General features: G+C 46.2%; 23 protein-coding genes. 8 read left to right on the forward strand and 15 right to left on the reverse strand.

Annotation, left to right across the window (positions count from 1 at the left end; all coding sequences use genetic code 11):
* Positions 1 to 204 precede the first annotated feature (204 nt).
* Positions 205 to 495, reverse strand: coding sequence for a hypothetical protein (locus MHB80_RS28585; RefSeq protein ID WP_341280093.1), 291 nt, complete (start codon positions 493 to 495; stop codon positions 205 to 207).
* Between the two features lie 85 nt (positions 496 to 580).
* Positions 581 to 2,281, reverse strand: a complete 1,701-nt coding sequence (locus tag MHB80_RS28590) for a methyl-accepting chemotaxis protein (RefSeq protein ID WP_341280094.1) — start codon at positions 2,279 to 2,281, stop codon at positions 581 to 583.
* A gap of 215 nt (positions 2,282 to 2,496) precedes the next feature.
* Between MHB80_RS28590 and MHB80_RS28595 the strand changes: the two genes are divergently transcribed.
* The 4 genes from MHB80_RS28595 (at position 2,497) to MHB80_RS28610 (ending at position 6,877) form a co-directional block, all read left to right on the forward strand.
* The gene (locus MHB80_RS28595; RefSeq protein ID WP_056036441.1) at positions 2,497 to 3,117 is read left to right on the forward strand and encodes a GPR1/FUN34/YaaH family transporter; all 621 of its coding nucleotides are present in this window, start codon (positions 2,497 to 2,499) and stop codon (positions 3,115 to 3,117) included.
* Between the two features lie 294 nt (positions 3,118 to 3,411).
* A complete protein-coding gene (locus MHB80_RS28600) occupies positions 3,412 to 3,837 on the forward strand; it encodes a YkvA family protein (RefSeq protein ID WP_341280095.1) in 426 nt (141 codons plus the stop codon).
* A complete protein-coding gene (locus MHB80_RS28605; RefSeq protein WP_341280096.1) occupies positions 3,827 to 4,336 on the forward strand; it encodes a hypothetical protein in 510 nt (169 codons plus the stop codon). The genes MHB80_RS28600 and MHB80_RS28605 overlap by 11 nt, the downstream gene beginning before the upstream one ends.
* Before the next feature lie 225 nt (positions 4,337 to 4,561).
* A complete protein-coding gene (locus MHB80_RS28610) occupies positions 4,562 to 6,877 on the forward strand; it encodes an S-layer homology domain-containing protein (protein WP_341280097.1) in 2,316 nt (771 codons plus the stop codon).
* A gap of 73 nt (positions 6,878 to 6,950) precedes the next feature.
* Here MHB80_RS28610 and MHB80_RS28615 read toward each other — a convergent pair whose 3' ends face one another.
* Positions 6,951 to 7,427 (reverse strand): VOC family protein, encoded by a 477-nt coding sequence (locus MHB80_RS28615; RefSeq protein WP_341280098.1) that lies wholly within the window; start codon positions 7,425 to 7,427, stop codon positions 6,951 to 6,953.
* Between the two features lie 160 nt (positions 7,428 to 7,587).
* On the opposite strand from MHB80_RS28615, the gene MHB80_RS28620 reads away from it, so the two are divergent.
* Positions 7,588 to 8,022: an Lrp/AsnC family transcriptional regulator gene (locus MHB80_RS28620; RefSeq protein WP_341283109.1), complete on the forward strand. Its 435-nt coding sequence runs from the start codon at positions 7,588 to 7,590 to the stop codon at positions 8,020 to 8,022.
* A gap of 96 nt (positions 8,023 to 8,118) precedes the next feature.
* Here MHB80_RS28620 and MHB80_RS28625 read toward each other — a convergent pair whose 3' ends face one another.
* On the reverse strand, positions 8,119 to 8,532 hold the full coding sequence (locus tag MHB80_RS28625) for an organic hydroperoxide resistance protein (RefSeq protein WP_341280099.1): 414 nt from the start codon (positions 8,530 to 8,532) through the stop codon (positions 8,119 to 8,121).
* A 14-nt stretch (positions 8,533 to 8,546) separates the two neighbouring features.
* Complete coding sequence (locus tag MHB80_RS28630; protein WP_341280100.1) at positions 8,547 to 8,834, reverse strand: putative quinol monooxygenase; 288 nt, start codon at positions 8,832 to 8,834, stop codon at positions 8,547 to 8,549.
* A 797-nt stretch (positions 8,835 to 9,631) separates the two neighbouring features.
* Between MHB80_RS28630 and MHB80_RS28635 the strand changes: the two genes are divergently transcribed.
* Positions 9,632 to 10,267 (forward strand): DUF1361 domain-containing protein, encoded by a 636-nt coding sequence (locus MHB80_RS28635; RefSeq protein WP_341280101.1) that lies wholly within the window; start codon positions 9,632 to 9,634, stop codon positions 10,265 to 10,267.
* 67 nt (positions 10,268 to 10,334) lie between these two features.
* Here the strand turns inward: MHB80_RS28635 and MHB80_RS28640 are convergent, their stop codons facing one another.
* From MHB80_RS28640 to MHB80_RS28655, 4 genes are all read right to left on the reverse strand, one after another.
* Entirely contained in the window at positions 10,335 to 10,559 is a 225-nt protein-coding gene (locus tag MHB80_RS28640; protein ID WP_341280102.1) for a hypothetical protein, read from the reverse strand.
* On the reverse strand, positions 10,511 to 10,852 hold the full coding sequence (locus MHB80_RS28645) for a sigma-70 family RNA polymerase sigma factor (RefSeq protein ID WP_341280103.1): 342 nt from the start codon (positions 10,850 to 10,852) through the stop codon (positions 10,511 to 10,513). Before MHB80_RS28645 ends, MHB80_RS28640 begins: the two co-directional genes overlap by 49 nt.
* 119 nt (positions 10,853 to 10,971) lie before the next feature.
* A complete protein-coding gene (locus MHB80_RS28650; protein ID WP_341280104.1) occupies positions 10,972 to 11,685 on the reverse strand; it encodes a DUF3169 family protein in 714 nt (237 codons plus the stop codon).
* A complete protein-coding gene (locus MHB80_RS28655; protein WP_341280105.1) occupies positions 11,682 to 11,897 on the reverse strand; it encodes a helix-turn-helix transcriptional regulator in 216 nt (71 codons plus the stop codon). The genes MHB80_RS28650 and MHB80_RS28655 overlap by 4 nt, the downstream gene beginning before the upstream one ends.
* Positions 11,898 to 11,985: 88 nt before the next feature.
* Here MHB80_RS28655 and MHB80_RS28660 point away from each other — a divergent pair, with 88 nt between their 5' ends.
* The gene (locus tag MHB80_RS28660; protein WP_341280106.1) at positions 11,986 to 12,273 is read left to right on the forward strand and encodes a CPBP family glutamic-type intramembrane protease; all 288 of its coding nucleotides are present in this window, start codon (positions 11,986 to 11,988) and stop codon (positions 12,271 to 12,273) included.
* Positions 12,274 to 12,402: 129 nt separating this feature from the next.
* On the opposite strand, the gene MHB80_RS28665 is transcribed toward MHB80_RS28660, so the two are convergent.
* Positions 12,403 to 13,374 (reverse strand): ankyrin repeat domain-containing protein, encoded by a 972-nt coding sequence (locus MHB80_RS28665; RefSeq protein WP_341280107.1) that lies wholly within the window; start codon positions 13,372 to 13,374, stop codon positions 12,403 to 12,405.
* Positions 13,375 to 13,676: 302 nt separating this feature from the next.
* Positions 13,677 to 13,940, reverse strand: coding sequence for a hypothetical protein (locus tag MHB80_RS28670; protein ID WP_341280108.1), 264 nt, complete (start codon positions 13,938 to 13,940; stop codon positions 13,677 to 13,679).
* Between the two features lie 503 nt (positions 13,941 to 14,443).
* Between MHB80_RS28670 and MHB80_RS28675 the strand changes: the two genes are divergently transcribed.
* Complete coding sequence (locus MHB80_RS28675) at positions 14,444 to 15,178, forward strand: MgtC/SapB family protein (protein ID WP_341280109.1); 735 nt, start codon at positions 14,444 to 14,446, stop codon at positions 15,176 to 15,178.
* Between the two features lie 435 nt (positions 15,179 to 15,613).
* On the opposite strand, the gene MHB80_RS28680 is transcribed toward MHB80_RS28675, so the two are convergent.
* The 4 genes from MHB80_RS28680 to MHB80_RS28695 all read right to left on the reverse strand — a co-directional run bounded on the left by MHB80_RS28680 (position 15,614) and on the right by MHB80_RS28695 (position 19,066).
* Positions 15,614 to 16,378: a hypothetical protein gene (locus tag MHB80_RS28680; protein ID WP_341280110.1), complete on the reverse strand. Its 765-nt coding sequence runs from the start codon at positions 16,376 to 16,378 to the stop codon at positions 15,614 to 15,616.
* 446 nt (positions 16,379 to 16,824) lie between these two features.
* A complete protein-coding gene (locus tag MHB80_RS28685; protein WP_341280111.1) occupies positions 16,825 to 17,247 on the reverse strand; it encodes a DUF1284 domain-containing protein in 423 nt (140 codons plus the stop codon).
* Between the two features lie 93 nt (positions 17,248 to 17,340).
* On the reverse strand, positions 17,341 to 18,156 hold the full coding sequence (locus MHB80_RS28690; protein ID WP_341280112.1) for a GNAT family N-acetyltransferase: 816 nt from the start codon (positions 18,154 to 18,156) through the stop codon (positions 17,341 to 17,343).
* A 28-nt stretch (positions 18,157 to 18,184) separates the two neighbouring features.
* On the reverse strand, positions 18,185 to 19,066 hold the full coding sequence (locus tag MHB80_RS28695) for an NAD-dependent epimerase/dehydratase family protein (protein ID WP_341280113.1): 882 nt from the start codon (positions 19,064 to 19,066) through the stop codon (positions 18,185 to 18,187).
* Positions 19,067 to 19,091 lie beyond the last annotated feature (25 nt).

A 19,091-nucleotide genomic window follows, 5' to 3' on the forward strand; every position in this document is an offset into this window, starting at 1 on the left:
ATTTGATTAGTTTGATTAGTTTGACTATAACCTTTATGCATCCACCCTCACTACCGATAAGACGACTATTTATTAGTACTTTTGCGACTAGAATAGGGGGATGCTTCGACACATCCACAATAATGGGATTCATTTACTTCTGAATAAAAAAAGCTTCCGAATACGCCTAAATGGCGCTTCGAAAGCTTCTTTTAATTATACTGCTTAATCAACGTACCCAGCCACGCCTTGATCCATCAAATATTCCATTTCCAGATCAAGAATCGTCTCAACCATAAGCTCATCCAGCTTCACATCACGCTGCTTCAGGATGTAATCGACCAGCTCATCGCTGTCAACTTCAACCTCACCAGAAGCGTTCTCCTGCGCATTGTTAATGAAGGTCATTTCATGCTTAAGTACCAGCTTTACATCCGCTTCGGATGCCTTCGCCTTACTCGTTATGTACGCGATCAGCTGTTGCTCGTCGATTTGGTCATTTCCTTGCTCGCTCATCTGTCATCATCTCCTCATGGGCTGTCTAATGTCATTGTATCACAACGGCCCCTTCGTATCTAAGCATGCTCAGCAGCTAAACAAATTACGCCTGCTCTTTCTCAAAAGTAAACTTCTGGATTTCGCCCCGCAGCACATTAGCCATCTGGCTCAGCGACTCGGCCGAAGCTGAAATTTCCTCCATCGATGCCAGCTGCTCCTCGCAAACGGCAGCCACGCTTTGAGAATTGCCCGAAATGTTATTCGCAAGCACGACCAACTGCTCCTCGGTTGCGAGCTGCTGCTCTGTCGAAGCGGCCAGTTCCTCCGCCGATGCCGATACTTCCTGAACTTGGCTGGTTACCGTACGAATTGCCGCATAAACCTGCTCAAAAGCTTCGCCTGTCTGATTCATATAAGCGGTGCTGGACTCAACCTCACCAGAGCCCTTCTGCATGGACACGACTGCGCCATTCACCTTGTCCACCATAGCCCGAATGGAAACGGCGATTTTATCGGATGCTTCACCGGTCTGCTCAGCCAGCTTTTTCACCTCGCCAGCAACGACAGCAAAGCCTCTGCCGCCTTCGCCTGCACGTGCCGCCTCGATGGATGCGTTCAGCGACAGCAGGTTTGTCTGATTGGCAATTTCGCGAATAAACTGTGTAATTCCCTCAATTGCCCGCGATTGCTCGCCAAGCTCGTAAATGACAGCAGCAGATTGATCAATGGTCTGGTGGAGCTGCTTCATTTGGCCAATCGTCTCACCGAGCAGCGCACTGCCGCGTTCTGCCTGCTGTAAGGCAAGCTCGGACGATTCCGAAGTAACCGTAGCTGAATCGGCAATACGCTGAATGCTGATGGCGCTCTCTTCAATCGCCTGCTTATTCTCATTAATGCTGGCAGACTGCTGATCCGATGCTTCCGATACCTCCTGCACAGACTCCGCTATATGGTTGGAAGCCATTACTGCCTGCTCCGCCCCGCCAGAAAGCTCCTTCGACGCTGCTTCAACCTCCACCGCATTATGATTGATGGCCAGCATCAACTGCCGCAAATTTTGCTTCATTCTATTGAAATCCAAAGCCATCGCTCCGATTTCATCCTTCTGTCGCAGCACAATATCTGCTCCCGTCAGGTCGCCATCTGCGATTTGCCGCGCTGCCTGGGCTACCTTCTGGACAGGACGGGCAATCATTTGTCCAATGAGCAATGCAAGAGCGATACCAAGAACCATAGCGACGATAATCGTTGTTATAATGATCGTCTGCACCTCGCTGACTTGCTTAGTCAAGCTGACCTTTCCTTCATTTAGCATATCCGTCTGATATTTCTCCAGCTCAGTAGCGGCACTCAAAAACTTCTCTGAAATTGGCATACCCTTTGTTTCAAGCAATAAGATCACCTGATCCATATCACCTTGCTGTTTGGCTGCAATAAACTCCAGCGATGCCGCATTATAATCTGCTTCCAACTGCTTGAGCTCCTCGGTTAATTCGATCGCCAGCTGCGATTTAATGCTGCTCCTCAATTGGTTGATCGTATCGGCAAACGATCGGCGATCCGCTTCATATTTTTCCAACTGCGAAGAGCCCCCTGTAATTAAGTGCCCCCTTACATAGCTGAATTCACTCATCGTTAATGCCTTAAGCTTATTCACCCAAATAATTTTCTGAACACGGTCATTCAGCAAATCCTGATAGGCCTGATTAAGAGACGTAAGCTGAAACAAGCTTATTGCGCCGACGGTCAAAGTAAGCAATAATACTGCTGCAAAACCTGAAATCAGTTTTTTTCTAATATTCACATGAAAGCGCTCCCTTTTATCTTATGTATTAGTTCTCTTTACCTATTAAACCAATTTATTCGAGTCTAAACAACTATATTCAGCAAATTTCGACTTTCGGACACGAATTATACCCTTTCTTCTTGTTTCGAATTCAGTTAGAATATTTCAATGTGTGTTAGTAGTCGGCAAATACGCATGAAACAGAGGAAATCGCAGGATTATTGGAGGCTTATATGCAAAAGGAATCATCGAACGTCAAAATTATGAATGCTGATCCGAGCGCCCTAGGCTTATTCGGACTAGCCATCGTCACCTTGGTCGCATCATCCCAAAAGCTCGGAATTACAACGGGCTACAGCTTCGTTATCCCATGGGCCATCTTCCTGGGCGCATTCGCCCAGTTATTCGCTTGCATTCAAGATTCCAAGCGGAACAATACATTCGGTACGACAGCTTTCGGCGCTTATGCGTTTTTCTGGTTTGCAGTCGCAACAAGCTGGATGTTTAAAATGGGTGTCTTTGGCACCGCGCTCGCAGGCGATGTTGATGGCAAGCAGCTCGGCTTCGCTTTCGCCGGCTATCTCGTATTTACTTTGTTTATGACCATTGGCGCGGTTGAAACGAACCGTGTGCTGCTGATCATTTTCTGCTTGATTGATCTATTGTTCCTAGGACTTACGCTCGATGCTTTCGGTGTTGCACCTGAAATTTTCCATACGCTGGCTGCCTACTCCGAGCTCGCTATCGGCATCGTATCGCTTTACGGCTGCGGCGCTTCCGTGCTTAACGCTCATTTCGGCCGGAGCTTCCTGCCGATTGGCAAGCCGTTCGGCATTTTCAAGCCACGCGCTTAGCTGCGCTCAAGGTGAAACGGCTGTCGCCGTCCTTTGGCGGCTCGGCGCGTTTCAGTCCGAGAAATATAAGCCGAGTATAAGGGGGAATCCTATACTTTCTTATATTTTCTTTAAACCGCCTCCCGCGCCGATTCGCGGAGGCGGTTTTTTGATTTATTTTCAAAACGAATCAAACTTGGGTATAACTACGTATAAGCATTACAACCTGCATTTGCGGGTTTAGAATCTGGATGGTTGAAGCTATGAAGCTGTTAAGCAATAGATGGATTTTATGAATGAAAGGGGCAAATGATAATGGATAACTTGATTACAGGCCAGCCTTACCGCTTTAAGGATGAACAGGAGCAGCAGACGGCACCCGAGGATACGCCGAATGTGAATGAGTGGACGTCCAAAATTGGCGATTCCGCCAAACAGGAAAAGTATGTGAAGCAAGGCTTTCTGCGTAAAATTAAAAAACACGCAAAAAAAATCCCTTTTGCGAAGCACGCCGTTGCTATGTACTACTGCGCCGTTGACGCCAATACGCCTACTTCGGCTAAAGTCATTGCCATTGGGGCACTCGCTTATATTTTGCTGCCGATTGATTTGATTCCGGATTTTGTGCTCGGCATTGGCTATACCGATGATGCAGCAGCCTTCTGGGCGGCATACCGCAGCATCAGCATCCATGTGACGGACGCACATACGGAGATGGCGGAGCAGTGGTTTGCGAATTAAACGCAAACGAGGCAACGGCGGCCTAGCCCGGACGCTTGCCCTCGCAGCCGCTGCTGGTGCAGGGGCTGGCTTGCTGATCGGATTGTATATGAAGGCCGTTCAGCAGTTGACCGGACAAACCGTCTACACGCTGCTGCTCAATGTCGATTATATCCCGCTGCTGAACGAGCTGGCGCTATCCGAGCTATGGGAATTCGCCTTGCACTTGTTCGTATCTGCACTCGTCGGCATCGGACTAGCTCTCTTCTTCAGGATCGTTCGCTGGCCCGTGGTACGGCAAACCTATTCCGCTATGGCGGTCAGCTTGCTAATCGGATTGGTGCTTTTTCAGACTACGCTTCTGTCAGATCGTACGCCGTCCATCGGAAGCGGCGCCGCGTGGACTTGGTGGCTTGTTGGCCATGTCGTTTATGGGTGGGTGCTGGGGGAGCTGCTCGCGATAACACGAAATGTTAGTAGGGTAGGTAAAAGGAACCACGGGAAGCAACGTCAAACTTAATATAGGCTTTGGAAAAATGCGATCATTGGATCGCATTTTTTATTTGTGGTGGAATCCCTTTAATAAATTAAAAATTAAATATACTATAATATTTAATTTTTAATATTTTCCCTTTTGTTTCTTTATAATTTTATTGCTATCAAAATAATGGGTATGGTACATTGGGACTATCTGTTTACAGCCAGATATATTGTTTAATTTATTAGAGGGATGGGATCACTATTTATGAAAATGAAATCTGCTAAATTAATCATGCTGATTGTTCTCGCTTTATTTCTACAAATGGCATGGCCGGGCTCTCCTATACAGCAAATACATGCTGCTGCTTTAGTTTCAGGTGATTTTGAGTATGAAAATAATGGAAATGGGACAGCTACCATTACGAAATACTTAGGAAGTGCGGGGTATGTCAACATTCCAAAATCCATTAATGGGCTGAATGTAACCATAATTGGATCAGGGTCATTTGCCCGTAGTCAATTAACAAGCGTTACTATTCCTGATGGTGTAACATTCATAGGTGCTCAAGCTTTTTACTTCAGTCAACTAACTAGTGTTTCAATTCCGTACGGTGTTTATGCGATTGGAGTAGGAGCTTTTTCTAATAGCCAATTAAGAAGTGTTACTATACCGGATAGTGTTAAAAGAATTTTCAACGATGCCTTTTCGCATAATCAGTTAACGAGTCTTGTTATTCCTGAAGGTGTCACTGATATTGATTCAGGAGCTTTTTCATACAACCAATTAACCAGCCTCTCTATCCCTGACGGTGTGAGGGCCCTCCGTGCGGACGTTTTTTCACATAACGAACTCACTAGTATCTCGCTACCTGATAGTATCTATGAAATTTATCAGAATGCTTTTTCCTATAATCAACTAACCTCCCTTACTCTCCCTGTGGGTGTCTTCGGTGTTGCAGGGGAGGCTTTTTCCAATAATCAATTATCAAAGGTACTTGTTAAAGGCGATTCTACATACATTAATCACGCTGCTTTTAGCGATAATCCATCAGGACTCACCCTAATTGGTTACGACAATGCAGAGCAATTTGCCGATGCCCAAGGATATTCATTTGAGCGATTTGCACCGATTAATGTCGATTTTAGCCCAGATGGAAACTTGAATTGGCAAAAGACGCATTCAACAGATGTAAATATATCTCTTCCCTCCTTACCCGGTACTGAAATAATTAAATACCAGTGGTCTACAAGCGCTGCTATTCCTTTGTCCGGAGCATGGAATTTATTTGACTCCAATGTTTCTATTGCCGCTCCTACGCAAACTGGCCAATGGCATTTACATGTATGGGCAAAGGATTCTAACGGGTTTGACTTCTATTATGTGTCCCATCCTTTTTTTATTGATGTTACACCACCAGATATTGTATTGACGACAGCTACACCTTCATCGAACCAGTCGGTTAGTGTCACTGCTTCCGTATATGATTCGCATAGCGGAACCGTTGAAACGAAATGGGCAACCGGCATTCAATCCGTCTCCTATTTTGAACAAAGCGGAACTACACTTACCTTAATCGATAATAAAGCAACATTGAGCATAGCGGAAAATAGCTGGCTGAGCATCTATGTCAAAGATCAAGCAGGAAACGAGTATGTAAAACAGGTGCAAATTGTCTCCCCTTCTCCATTACCTAGCAGCGGCGGAGCTGGCGGAGGAAGCCTTCCTATTGTTTCCGGCAACACAGATATTAAACAGGTCAATGTCCTAGTAAATGGTAAAGCATTAGTACTGAATAAAATCAGTGATACGGCCTATACCGCAGAAACAGAAGCCAGCCAGATTACCCTCAGCCCTGATGTTGCTGCTAACGCAACGAAAGTTACGGCGTATATTAATGGAAAGTCCGTTAGTCTGGACAGCCCTATTGATCTCAAAGAAGGCGATAACCGAATTGAAGTGACTGTACAGGCAGCAGACGGGGCGACAAAAACTTACACTATTACCATTGTCCGCAAAGCCCAGCCTTCCGCTCCTAATACGTCTACGTTCACTGATGTGAACGAGCACTGGGCATCGGAAGCCATTCAGGAAATGACTGCTAGCGGCATTGTAAGCGGCTATCCTGATGGTTCATTCCGTCCAAATGCCCCTGTAACACGAGCAGAGTTCGTAGTCATGATCATGAAAGCCGCAGGAACAAACACAGGTAACAGCGGAGGAGCTGCAAGCTTCACCGACGGTACCGCAATTAGCACTTGGGCAAAGTCTGCAGTTGAAGAGGCGGTCAGCAAGGGCATCGTAAGCGGCTATGCCGACGGCAGTTTCCGGCCAAAAGAACGTATTACACGTGCGGAGCTCGTAACCATGGTTGCCAGAGCATTTAATATTGCTGTTGTTCAAGGCGATTCTAGCTTCACAGATAGTGCAAGCATTCCTAACTGGGCAAGTGGCGCAGCCGAGGCGCTGAAACAAAAAGGGGTATTGCAAGGACGTAAAGACGGACAGTTTGACGGGCAGGCAGAGGCCTCTCGCGCTGAGGCTATTACAATACTGTGGCAATTATTAAGCAGCCAATCCTAGTTTACGTGATAAAATGAAGTAAAAAACCAGTTTCTTATGAGACTGGTTTTTTTAATGATAAGATCTGCTGCATTCAAAGCAGCGTCCGCTCCTCCTCCAAAAGACCCGAACGATCAAAATCCACATCCTCAATAAACTCGATTACCTCGCCATTCGGGCTATAGACGAGCGCATTTCTGACGAGCAGCGGCGGCTCCCCAAGGGCAAGCTCGCTAGGCTCTATATACGCCTTCGCTCCGTGGGCAAGCGACTTCTGATAAATGACATCCACTTGATCAACATAAAAGGCCAGATGCAGCAGCGCCCCATGGACTACCTCCTCATCAGAAGCAGCTTTTCTCCCTTGTGCCGGAATGACGGCCTCATTATCGAAAATCTCTAGGCAGGTCCGTCCGTCAGGCGAAATCAGCATGGACGCTTCCTTGATCTGAAACGACGGCAAGCTCCAATGATGCCCCACCTTAAAACCTAAGGCCAGCGTGTAAAACGCAATCGTTTCTTGATAATTTTTAGCTTGAATAGCTACGTGCGCAAGTCCTTTTATACTCATCTGCCATCGCTCCCGTTTCGAATATGCCGTTTATTTTACGGGGAATATAGGGATAAATACATAGAATAGATGAGGATATTCGGCTAAAATAGTTCATATATCGCAGTTATTTAAGCAAAATAGGCTTATTTTTCAAGGCATAGCCTGGGAGGTGCTTATGATGGATCATCTCATTGATGATATTGATAAAAAAATTATGCAGCTGCTTCAGCAAAATGCCCGAATGCCCATCTCACAAATCAGCAAACAAATCGCCATGTCTCCCCCTTCGGTTAAAGAAAGAATAATGAAGCTGGAAGAGAAAAATATTATAGCTTCATACACAACCGTATTCTGTTTGCAGGAGCTGAATCGCGGAATGACCACCTTTATTCTCGTGAAAACAGAGCAATGCCAAGAGCTGGTCGATTTTTGCCACAACGCTGGTGAAGTAACAGATTTATTTCGAATAAGCGGGGAATATAATTATTTAATCAAAATACAAACCGGCTCCGTCGGCGAGGTTGCCGCTTTTCAAGATACGCTGGTCACGCTTGGAGCCTCCAAATCGCATATTAGTATGAAAAATATAATCGAGAACAGGGTTTTGCTCTAACGCTTGTTGTTGGCTAATAGCAATTGGCTATTGGCTAAGCATTTAATGCCCGCTTACGAAAAAAAGCCATCCCGCGAAGGATGGCTTGATCTGTCATTAAACGATGTTCAATTCGACTTTCATGTTTCCTCTTGTTGCTCTTGAATACGGGCAAACCTGATGCGCCGCTTCAACAAGCTCCTTCGCCACATCTGCATCTACGCCAACTACGGAAATGTCCAGCTTCGCTTCCAGACCGTAGCCGCCATCTTCTTCTTTGCCGAGCGTGACATGCGCTGTAACCTGCGTCTTCTCAACCTTGATCTTTTTCATTCTTGCGACAACGTTCAAGGCACTTTCAAAGCAAGCCGCATAGCCGCCAGCAAAAAGCTGCTCTGGATTCGTGGCGCCGCCTGGGCCGCCTAGCTCCTTAGGTGCGCGAATTGCTAATTCCAAAATGCCGTCCTCGGATTTAAGCTGACCGTCTCTTCCGCCTACTGCTGTTACTGTAGCTGTGTATAAATTTTGCATAACAATCGCCTCCGTTATTGTTTTGGTGTAGAAAGTTTAAGTTCTGGCGGTGCCGCCAATACGCCGCGTGCAAAGCCAGCGAATGCTGTGTAATGCGCCGATCCATTATGCTCGTCAATCGCCTGCTGATCCTGCCATTCCTCCAGCATCACAAAATGGCTGGGCTGCTCCGCATCCTCATACAGCTTGTAGCTTATATTGCCCGGCTCCTGCTGCGTCGCGGCAATCAGAATTTTCGCCTGCTCAATAAAAGCCTCACGTGCGTCTGCTTGTACCTTCAAAAAAGCTTGTACAATAATCATCTGTGCCTACCTCCATGCTGTGTGCTGCGACACCCTACTTTCTTATTACCCAAATTGCTAATTGCTATCCCAATAATTTGGAAATACAAGTCGGATATTAGAAGGCCTCACCAATAAATTGTATAAAATTTAATTTGATAAAACCAATATTAACGCATCGCTTTACCGCTGTCAACTGCCTTTAACAAAAAATGCTGCAAAAACACGGTTCCTAGACCCCCGCAGTTTGCCCACAGTTCGAACGCCCACTCCCTTTTTCAAGGACTGAGGTTCCGCTATTTTGGATTTTGAATCGATTTCAGGCCATAAGCGGACAGGATATCCGTTATTGCCCACATTATCCCAGAAATATGGCCAATTGCAGCCCATTAGTGGCTCCTGAGTCCGCGACCTATGCCTTAATCGGTGATTCGGTTGAAATAGCGGCCGCTGTGTCCACCAAGTCTAGCTTTATGCTAGGAGCAGACCAATGAAGCGAAATGCAGGAGGCTGCTTTTCAGTAAGTACATTCACATTCTCGTATATTCATATTCACAAATATTCACATCCATGAGGGGTGACATTCCCAGTAGTAGAGGAACTACATTTGACGTGGGCTTCGATCAGGATCTGGATCACTTACGCTTACGCTTACGTTTGCATCCACGTCCTAGCAACAAAATCCCAAAATAAACGTTATACATATATAGGAAAACGCATAGGGAGGGTTCAAACTGAAATTTCGGGAAAATACGCAGCTGCACAGCAAAGCTATTATTATTGCCGTTTTATTGGCGGCTACTATAGCAAGCCTCACTTTGGCAGATCACTTAAGAGCGGTGACAGGCCGCGCAATTTATTTATTTTTGGATTGGGATGTGTTTCTGGCGTGGGTTCCACTGGGGCTTTCCTTAATCATTGAGCTGGCAGCTTTTTATTTGAAGCAGAAGCATACAGCGGTGAAGACGCTGATTTTGCTGCCTCTCGGACTGGTATGGCTGCTCTTCTATCCAAACGCCGCTTATTTGATCACGGACCTGCTGCATCCCTTTATGCGAGTTCAGGCCGATGGGGGCGGGCATTTTGTCCAGACGATGGAATTTTGGCAGCATCTTTTTATTTTTCTGACGGCAGCTTCAGTCGGTGTGCTGGTAAGCGTCGTCTCGCTGTACTCGCTGCATCAGCTCATCCGTCAAGCCTTTGGCGCTGTTACTGGCTGGCTGTTCACTGTTGTTGTTTTGCTGCTCAGCAGCTTCGGCATCTATATTGGCAGGTTTGTACGCTGGAACACTTGGGATGTATGGGCACGACCGCATGTCGTATTCGGCCAGCTCTATGAGATCGTAACGAATGCGAAGGCAGAAGTACTGCTTATCCCCTTCACCTTGTCAATCTTTGCCTTCACTTTGTTTTTCTACGTAGTGCTTTACGCCTTTACTTGGATGAGGCGGTAGATATCGAGTGTCTGAGTGTTAGAGTGTCTGGGTTCCTAAATGCCTATAGCCCCCTATCCGATTTCGGCTAGGGGGCTTCTTGTCCTTCCTTGAAAAAAGCAAGCAGCTCAGCAGTCATGCTCTGCACAGCATCCTCTTGCGGCATGCGGATAAAGCGGCTGATTCGTATCATCTCCGGCTCAAAAAATCGGATCAGCGCAAGTGCCGCCTGCTCATCATTTTGCTGAACCAGCTCGAGCAGCCTCAGGAACTCAGCATCTGACATAGCTGCTTCAGCGTCTTTTGCTTCCATTTGTTCACCGCCTGCTGGCTCATGTTCAGCGCCTTGGCCACCTGCGCTTCCGTCTTATCCTGCAAATACAGCTCATGAATGACTGTTCGGCCCAGCTTTGAAGGGAGCGCAGCAAGCAGCTGCTGCACTAATAATTTCTGCTCCATCTGGTCGGAATCGCTATCCGGCCGGACGGGCTCATAAGTGAGCGAGCATTCATGCTTGCGCTGCTTTTTCGCCTGATACTGGATGCGCCAGCCGATGCGGTAGAGTTCTTTTTTATAAAAATCAATAACCGTCCTCGCTTCATCCATCTACTAAAACCTCCTCTATCGTTATAATCATCTCATTCGTTAGGATAATTATAACAATTATAGGAGCTTATTAAAGGACATCTAGCGGACACAAGGCGGACTGAAAGCGGACCCGCTTGCTACTGGTACTTCTGAGTCTCCTTGAAATATGCCAAATTGTTCGCAATAAACAAAACTAACAGGAGGAGGAACGGAAACAATTGAAAGCTGCTTAGCGCGGAATAGGCAAAGGTGACAAATACGAGCGCATACAGCGTATTATTAATCATGTTGAAGGCGCGATACGACGCTTTATACACAATGAATTTCTCCGCCTCATCCAGCTTGTCCATATAGGCCTGTTTTGCTCCAAAAGGGCGTCCGGTGTCAAAAACCCGCTTCGGAAAATTGCGGTTAAACACTTTAAATAGCAGCGATTGCAGCCGAATGTGTGCCAGCACCAGTAAAATCGAAATAATTAGAAGGGCAAGCACAGGCTTGCCGTGTATGTCCTCAATAATCATTTGTGAAAGCAGCGTCATGCTGCCAACGATCGCCGTATACGTGCCAAAGGTGTTCAGCATCATGCTGGAGCTGAGCAGCCTCTCCCCCTTCTCCTTATCCTCCTCCTGGTTGAACTTCAGACAATACCTTACGCTGGCTGCCCAAGTTCCAATAGAAGCGAGCAGAAACAGCATATGGATGACATCAAGGCGAAAAAAGCCCACCGATATCCCCTCGAAATTCAGCTTCCCTGCATTCGACATCCCAAAATAACTTACTCCAAAACCTAATAATCCACCTATAACAATAATAAGCACCCACTGCAGCTTCTGCGATTTCCCCTTGCTCATTGAAGTTCCCCCTCATCATCCAATATAAAAATAAATTCCACAGGCTCCTTAAACAGCTTCGCCATCTTTAACGCCAGAACCACTGATGGTGAATAGTCGCCCCGTTCAATTAAGCTGATCGTTTGCCGAGAGACATCAATGGCTTCAGCCAGCTCCGACTGGCTCATTCGAAAACGAGCCCTTAATTCGCGAACCCGATTATCGAGCTTCATACGTCCACCTCCATGTGACTAATATACAGGATGCACGACATAATGTAAACTAAAGTTGTCAAAATAATAAATAAAACTTACAAATCATATGCTGTTTGGTGTCACGCATATTTTGAATGCTTTATCGGGGCAAAATGCGGTTGATACGACGATCCAAATCGTCTATTCCTTAGCGGTCGGCCTTTCCCTTGCGTTATTAATGGTGAAAAATCGCAACATTGTGCCGCTGATTTTGTTTCATTTTGTGCATAACCTAATTCAGTTTCTTGGCAATGAGCGTACCGCCATCGGCCCAGATCTGCTCAGTATCGCGATCCTTGCGGTGCATTGCGTTTGGTTAGGCATGAGTCTGAGAAAAGGGAAAGCAACAGCTTAACGCAGCACTTTTTGGTAAATCCAATTTTCTCCATGAGTTTGAAAGCAAAGAGACTTCCATAAGCCTCAGCAGCTTGAACAGAAGTCTCTTTATTGATTTACATGCAACCGGACCAACTGTGTTTCCCAGTTAGTCCGTAAGCACGAGCGGCTCATACTCACCATCCAGTATGCGGTCGATGAACGCCCCCGGCTTTTTCCTCAGCTTCGCCCATGTCGCGTCAGGCAGCATCATCAGCTCCTTATGCTCCACATCGTAGCTGGCGAATTTCTTATGTGCCGGCACCCAGACGAACATGCCCAGCGGCGAATAATTGTCCATATCTACAAGTAAATTAAGCAGCTTGAGCCCCTGATACTCCAGTTCAGAGACGTCCAAAACCGAACCAAACTCAATATAGGATACCTGCTCACAATCCGGTATTTCAACCCGGCTGCTCGTCTCTCCCAGATCGCGGATAATGGCGGCAGGAAGGCCTGCTTTTTTCAATTGAGCCGCTCGGTTATCGAAATCATGCAGCTCCTTCGGCTCGTATGAATAGATGAGTTCCATCACTTCTTTGTGCTTATAGCGCTTCGCGTCCGTGTAAGCCCGCTCTCCATAGCTGTCTTTAATCGATGGATCAGCGCCCGCGTCCAGCAAATAACGAACGATCGGCAAATGCCCGATGCCAGCAGCCGCTTGCAGCGGCGTTCCGCCATATGGGCGCACCATATCCGGCTCATTAAAATTAACGGGAGCGCCTGCCTCCACCAGCATTTTAACCAAATCCAGACGTCCGCCCGCTGCTCCTCGCAAAGCAAGTCCGCCATGTAGAGCCACATCAATGCCGAGCGCCAGCAGCGCCTCTACCGCCTTAGCATTTTCCCAGCTGACAGCATGAGACAAGGCAGAGCTGCCCACATGAGATACCGCATTAATGTCCGCGCCCTGCTCCAGCAAAAACTCGAATACTGGGCGCTTGCCCTGCTTCGAAGCCGTAACGATTGCTGGATTTTTTAAATCATTCAAATCCATGCCTTCGGAAATAAGCGTTTTGATTACTTCAATATTCCCGCTCTTGCAAGCTTGCACCATACGCTCTTCCCATTCCGTTTCCATCAAAACTCCCCCACTTTCCCAAGCGTAAATGGCCGAAAGCCATCCTCTGGCGGCAAAGCTACCGTTTCGAGGGTGAAATATAGAGAATGGATGAAAAAATCATATCCTTTCCTAATATTTCAAAAAAATTTAGCGCTCCTCTCTCTATTTTACCCTTAATGGCTCCTGCAAGGATATATGGATTTCCCATTCTTTGGAGGCCATGACCACGAACGTATTACGCAGCCAAAACAGAAAAATACCACTCCTCCAAACGATCGCCCGGAGAAACGGTATTTTGCGCTGCTTATTGAATTTAGCATTTATTCCGCACCTGCCGTGCCGGATTTTCTCCGCTTGCCCGTCAGCTGGAACTGCTCGATTTCCTTGCATATTTCATGCTGCCAATTTATATCCTTGCTCATTGAGGCAAGCAGCGACATATTCGCCAAATAAGCGGCTTCGCTGACATAATTCACGTTGAGCTGCTGGCATTGCTCCAGCTCCACAGCTTCGCTTGGCGAAAGCTGCCGTTTTTTGCTGTGCAGCCACAGCTCTGCCATTCGCTGATGAAACGGGATTACCACTTGCGACCACCACCCTATACGAGCCAGCGTACCCTTTTTAGCCGCAAAATATGCTTTATACCCTTCTAACAAATAGTATTTATAAGTTTCGCTTGAATTAATCCCCGTATTGGATCATTAACGGTCTGGCATTATAAAGGAGTAGATTCTATGGTATTTTTTGATCAAATAAATCACTAAAACGTTTTTATATTTCATTTTTCCGTCTCTTTATTTCATTTATTTTGCGCCATTGTACTGCGTGGGGATGCTCTTTCTGCTAAACTGATCTTAGGTATAGCGCTTTCATTCCACTTGCTTTGCAAAATTTCCAGCTATTGACGTAGCGTTCATTCGATCGTATTATCGTTGATAAACCGCAGCAGTGTTGACGGCATTATTATTTGCATAAGATGGGGAGGAAGCGTACTTGCGTCTAGATTTTCATTTTAGCTTGGAAAATAAACCTTATTCGATTGCTCGGCTGCAGCCGCTGACGCCACTCTTCGGGAAAGGAGATTAACATGACGAATGCCGTTTCTTCCGTGTGGGAAATCAGCTATTATGAGCTGACCATTCGCCTGCTGCTCGCAGTCGTGCTGGGCGGACTCGTCGGTCTTGAGCGCGAATTCGGCGGCCACTCCGCAGGCTTCCGCACACATATCCTCGTATCTCTAGGCTCTTCTACCGTCGTTTTGCTATCCATGTACGGATTCGCTGCATTCGCGAATGAGCCTCGTGTTACTCTCGATCCGGCAAGGCTAGCCGCACAGGTTATTAGCGGCATCGGCTTTCTGGGAGCCGGTACGATTCTCCGCAAGGGCACTGGCATTTCGGGTCTGACAACGGCAGCTTCCTTGTGGGTGGTAGCAGCCATCGGTCTATCGGTTGGAGCTGGATTTTATGTGGCAGCAGCTATCTCTACTACATTGGCGGTGATATCTTTGTTTGTATTCAACAAACTGGAAAAAACATTTTCGCGAACAAAACGCATTCATGAAATTAGATTCAAGCTGGCGAAGCACACTTCCGGCTTGCAGGACATAGTAGCTACTTTCCATGAACACGGCATGAAAATTCATAAGCTGACCATATTAGATGATGACGATGATTCATCTGAGCAAATGGGTGGCTCGAAGACGATGAATGTCATTATTCAGGTGAAATTCAAAGGAACAAGCCTTTTCAGCGACCTAACGCTGATGATGGCCTCCATGGATGGCGTTCGGGGCATGGAAATTAGCGGAGAACCGCTTTAATTATAGTGCACAGGCGTGTTATGAACCGAACTTAAACTTAATACCATTACAAATATTAATATTGATTCAAAAAGAAGCAATCCCGAGTAGTTAGCCTCTTGGGATTGCTTCTTTTTTATTTTGCCCTCATCGTTCTAATTACAGTAATTATTGACAGCATGAGCACAGGAATGAGTACAGCTACAGCCTTATTAGCACCATCCAACAGTAGCCAAGTACTAATACCTAACAATAGGATCAAAACTGCTAAAATCCAATAACCAGTATGTGTTATTTTACTTTTTGATTTTTTTCTTATTATAAGTGTGATCAAAAGAAATATAACAACATAAAATAAAAGGAACCCATAAATTAGAATATTACCCAATATCATATAGCCCGCAACTTTCTAGTTAGACGTAGATTCAAAGTAAGGGAGCGGGAGCCAATGTAAGTTCAATGTAAGTTCAATGTCACTCCTCTTCCCTTATTATTATGTGACATCGAATTTGCAATCATAAATGATCCTACAGCTACAATTGTAGCTGCTGCGGAGGCGGAAAGACCTACTGGTGGATTTACAACTGCAATAGCTCCACCAACAACTGCTACTAAGACCCACACCTGACCAGATTGATTTAGTTGATAAACTTGATCAATTGTTTCTTGATTATTAAAAGTTACAGCCACTCCCCACCAATAGAGATTAGCAAAAACATACTTTTGTGCACCTTCGATACTTTTTTGAGGAAATGAAAGGCTTGTAGAGTTTGCATTAGTATTTTGAAGTAGCTTTTTGTTTGCAGCTTGCTTAAAACTATCAATGTTGCTAGAAGATTGAGCTACCTCAATATTGGCTACCGGTTCACCATTTTCGATTTTCAGTAACTTTTGATCAATAGCATCGTTAACACTGTCAACAGCCCTAGAGTACGATTGATACACCTCACTACTATACAATGGTTCTGCTGCTGGATCAATGTAATATAGATTGTCTTCACCAAGTTTAATATATTTTGTAATTGTTTCACCAGCTTGGACAATTTCCTCTGTTAACTCGCTACTTTTCACCTTTAAAATGTGGGATTGATTAGATGCAACCTTTACATCTAACTGTTTTACAGTTTTAGGGACGTCCGAAGCAAAAGCAGCGGACGGAACAATGCTCCCACATAGCATTGCAAAAGAAGAGAGTGTTACGATCGTTTTCTTGAATCTCATAGTACAACTCCTTTTCCGTTTATAGGAATTAAATTTAACACATAAATTATTAAAATGTATAATTTACCAAAATAAATATGTTTTGTTTGTGAACGTCTGTAAGTAAACCCTCTTTCATAAAGCGCAATCATTTGCACTTCAAGCTAGAATCATTATTACAGTTACACCTCAATATTCATATAAAAGGAAACACGCCCGCTTTTGCAATTAGCAAATAGCAGGCGCGCAGGATTAACATATTTCAAAAATCCTCATATCATCTTCTATTATAATTTGACTGACCTAGCCTTAAAAGCTCACCCCAATTTAATTGCGTGAACCATATTAATCTCCACCGTTAATATATAACTAAATAAAACATGTACTTGGTAGGTCTAGCGGCACCTTCCTCCCCCTTATTGGTTTTTTGGTTACTAGCTCAAGTCTTAGCCCCCATTTTAACCCACCTAGCTTGGCAGCGCTCTTAGCTCCCGAGATTCGCGGATATGGCCGATACCCTCCTGGCACATGCCGTATGGCTGCCATGGGCAGTCCGAGCATAAGCGGTTAATGTCGCCAGGCACAATGCGGCTTGCGACGGACTCGCACACATCAGACCATTTTGCCACACTGCCTATCGTTAATCCGACTTCCTGCAAAATGGCTTGGTCCTTCTGATAGACGCTCTTATTCTCGCAATGGGACGGCTTATCCGCCGGGAACGCCTTGCAAATATCGTCAGGACCATCAATGATTTCAATGATGGTATCAGGCTGCTGGCGCAGCTGCTCATATACGGCTGTCATATTGACGCAGAAGCCCTCCGAGTAGCCCTTGCCCCGATAACCGAGCAGACAAAATAAATGATGGCCCCGCAAACGAATGTTCATGATGCTCCTCCCACTCTCCGTTTCAATGTTAACCAAATTATATCACGAAGGTTAACATACTTGCGAGCAATGAGAGGCGAGTTAATGAACGTACTAGGAGAAGCGATATTCAGAAATTTGCCCGCTAGGGATAAAACCGATATTGCGATACGCTTTGTTTGCGGCTGAGTTTTGAACATCCGCATACAGCATCGGCTCTAAACCACCTTCCACAATAATGGCGCTTACCTCTGCAACCACAGCGCTGGCAAATCCGCGATTTCTCGCATCCAGCGCCGTATAAACCGCATTAATTCTAGCATGCCTTGCTGTACGATGAGCTATCGCTGCCATGGATACAATTCTCTCCGCCTCAACCCACACATATAATTCGCCTGATTCCACCATTTCCGCGGCAGCCGGAATTTGGCTTGCTACCTCCACCTGCTGACCATATGCCTCTTGCGTAAAGGCAGCGATGAAGCCCGCCACCGTCTTAATATCTTCCTTTCCCGCTTTTCTTATGGCTCCCCCTATACCTGTAGGCTGCCGTACGACTGGACACCGATAGGCCGCAAGCTTTATATGCAGGCGATGGCTCTGCCCTGTTAACGGCGGATACACTCTGGCGAAAAGTCCGGTCAGCTCTGGGCTGCCCGATATCCCCGTTACCTCAATGCCTTCTCTATACAGCTGCCCCGCCAGATTTCGAGCCACTCCCTCACGAACCGCGTCGGACAGTTCTGGCGCCATCCACAGCCAGCCGCTATTTCCGGGCGTTTTTGCAAAAATCATTGTATCATCCGCCGTCTTCCAGCAGAGCTTCGTTTCCGAATCACAAATGCGGTAAATGATATTATAGGCGACCTCATCGGCAAGGAAAGAACCCTTCTGCAGCACCGAATCATCGCATTCAAACCTTTCCAGCATCAGCCTCTCTCCTCTTTATAAAATCGCTTTATTGCTTCGTTTTCGCCAGCTCACCGATCAATTCTGGCAGCCAATCTTTTATGTGCTTAAATGCAAATCCTGCCGTTTCCGCCTTACTTGTATCCATATACCAAGAAACAGGTACGCCAAACGGCGATTGATGTTCTTCGGATGCTTCTTCAACAATTTTTGCATTTTTACCCACAAATCCTTCAATAATCGACATCATTTGATTCAAGCCAATTCTCCCTTGAGAGCAAGCATTAATTGGCCCTGTAATATCAGACTTTCCAAGCCATTCGAGGAATTCAGCTGCTTCATCCGAGTGAATGAACGATAGCTCAGCCTCAGGAGCAGGCATGGAAATCGCTACTTCTTTTTGCACATTTTCAATATGGAAGTGCATCCGGCGGGTGTAATCATCCGGGCCGAGCACAAACGGAATGCGCACAGCTGCTGTTGGAAACGACGCTTCCTGCATAAAAACCGCCTCAACAAGCCGTTTTCCGTCGGCGTAACTGAGGGAGGAGAAGGTATCCGGCTCGGGCAGCTCGCAAGTATAAGGATCAAAAACCTGCTCCGTTAGCGGTTCCTCACCAAATGGATATACGCTCATAGAAGAAGTGACGATGTATTTGCCCGTACGCCCACTAAATAGGCAAGTGGCCTCCCGCGCCTCCTTAGGCGAGAAGCAAATGTTGTCGTAGATGACGTCGAAGCTTGCCCCGCCAAGCGCTTTAGCTAGTGCGGCCGCGTCGGTTCGGTCGACACATATGCGTTTTACCGCGTCGCCAAAAGGGTCAAGCTTAATGCCGCGAGTAACAATCGTCACTTCCGCCTGCTGGTTAATAAGACGCTGCACAAGCTTTTTTCCGAAAAACCGCGTTCCTCCCAGAATCAATACCTTCACCTATCAGCACCTCCAACACTTTGAA

Origin of the sequence: Paenibacillus sp. FSL H8-0537, from assembly GCF_038051995.1 — a bacterium.
In the GTDB taxonomy this organism is placed as follows: domain Bacteria; phylum Bacillota; class Bacilli; order Paenibacillales; family Paenibacillaceae; genus Pristimantibacillus.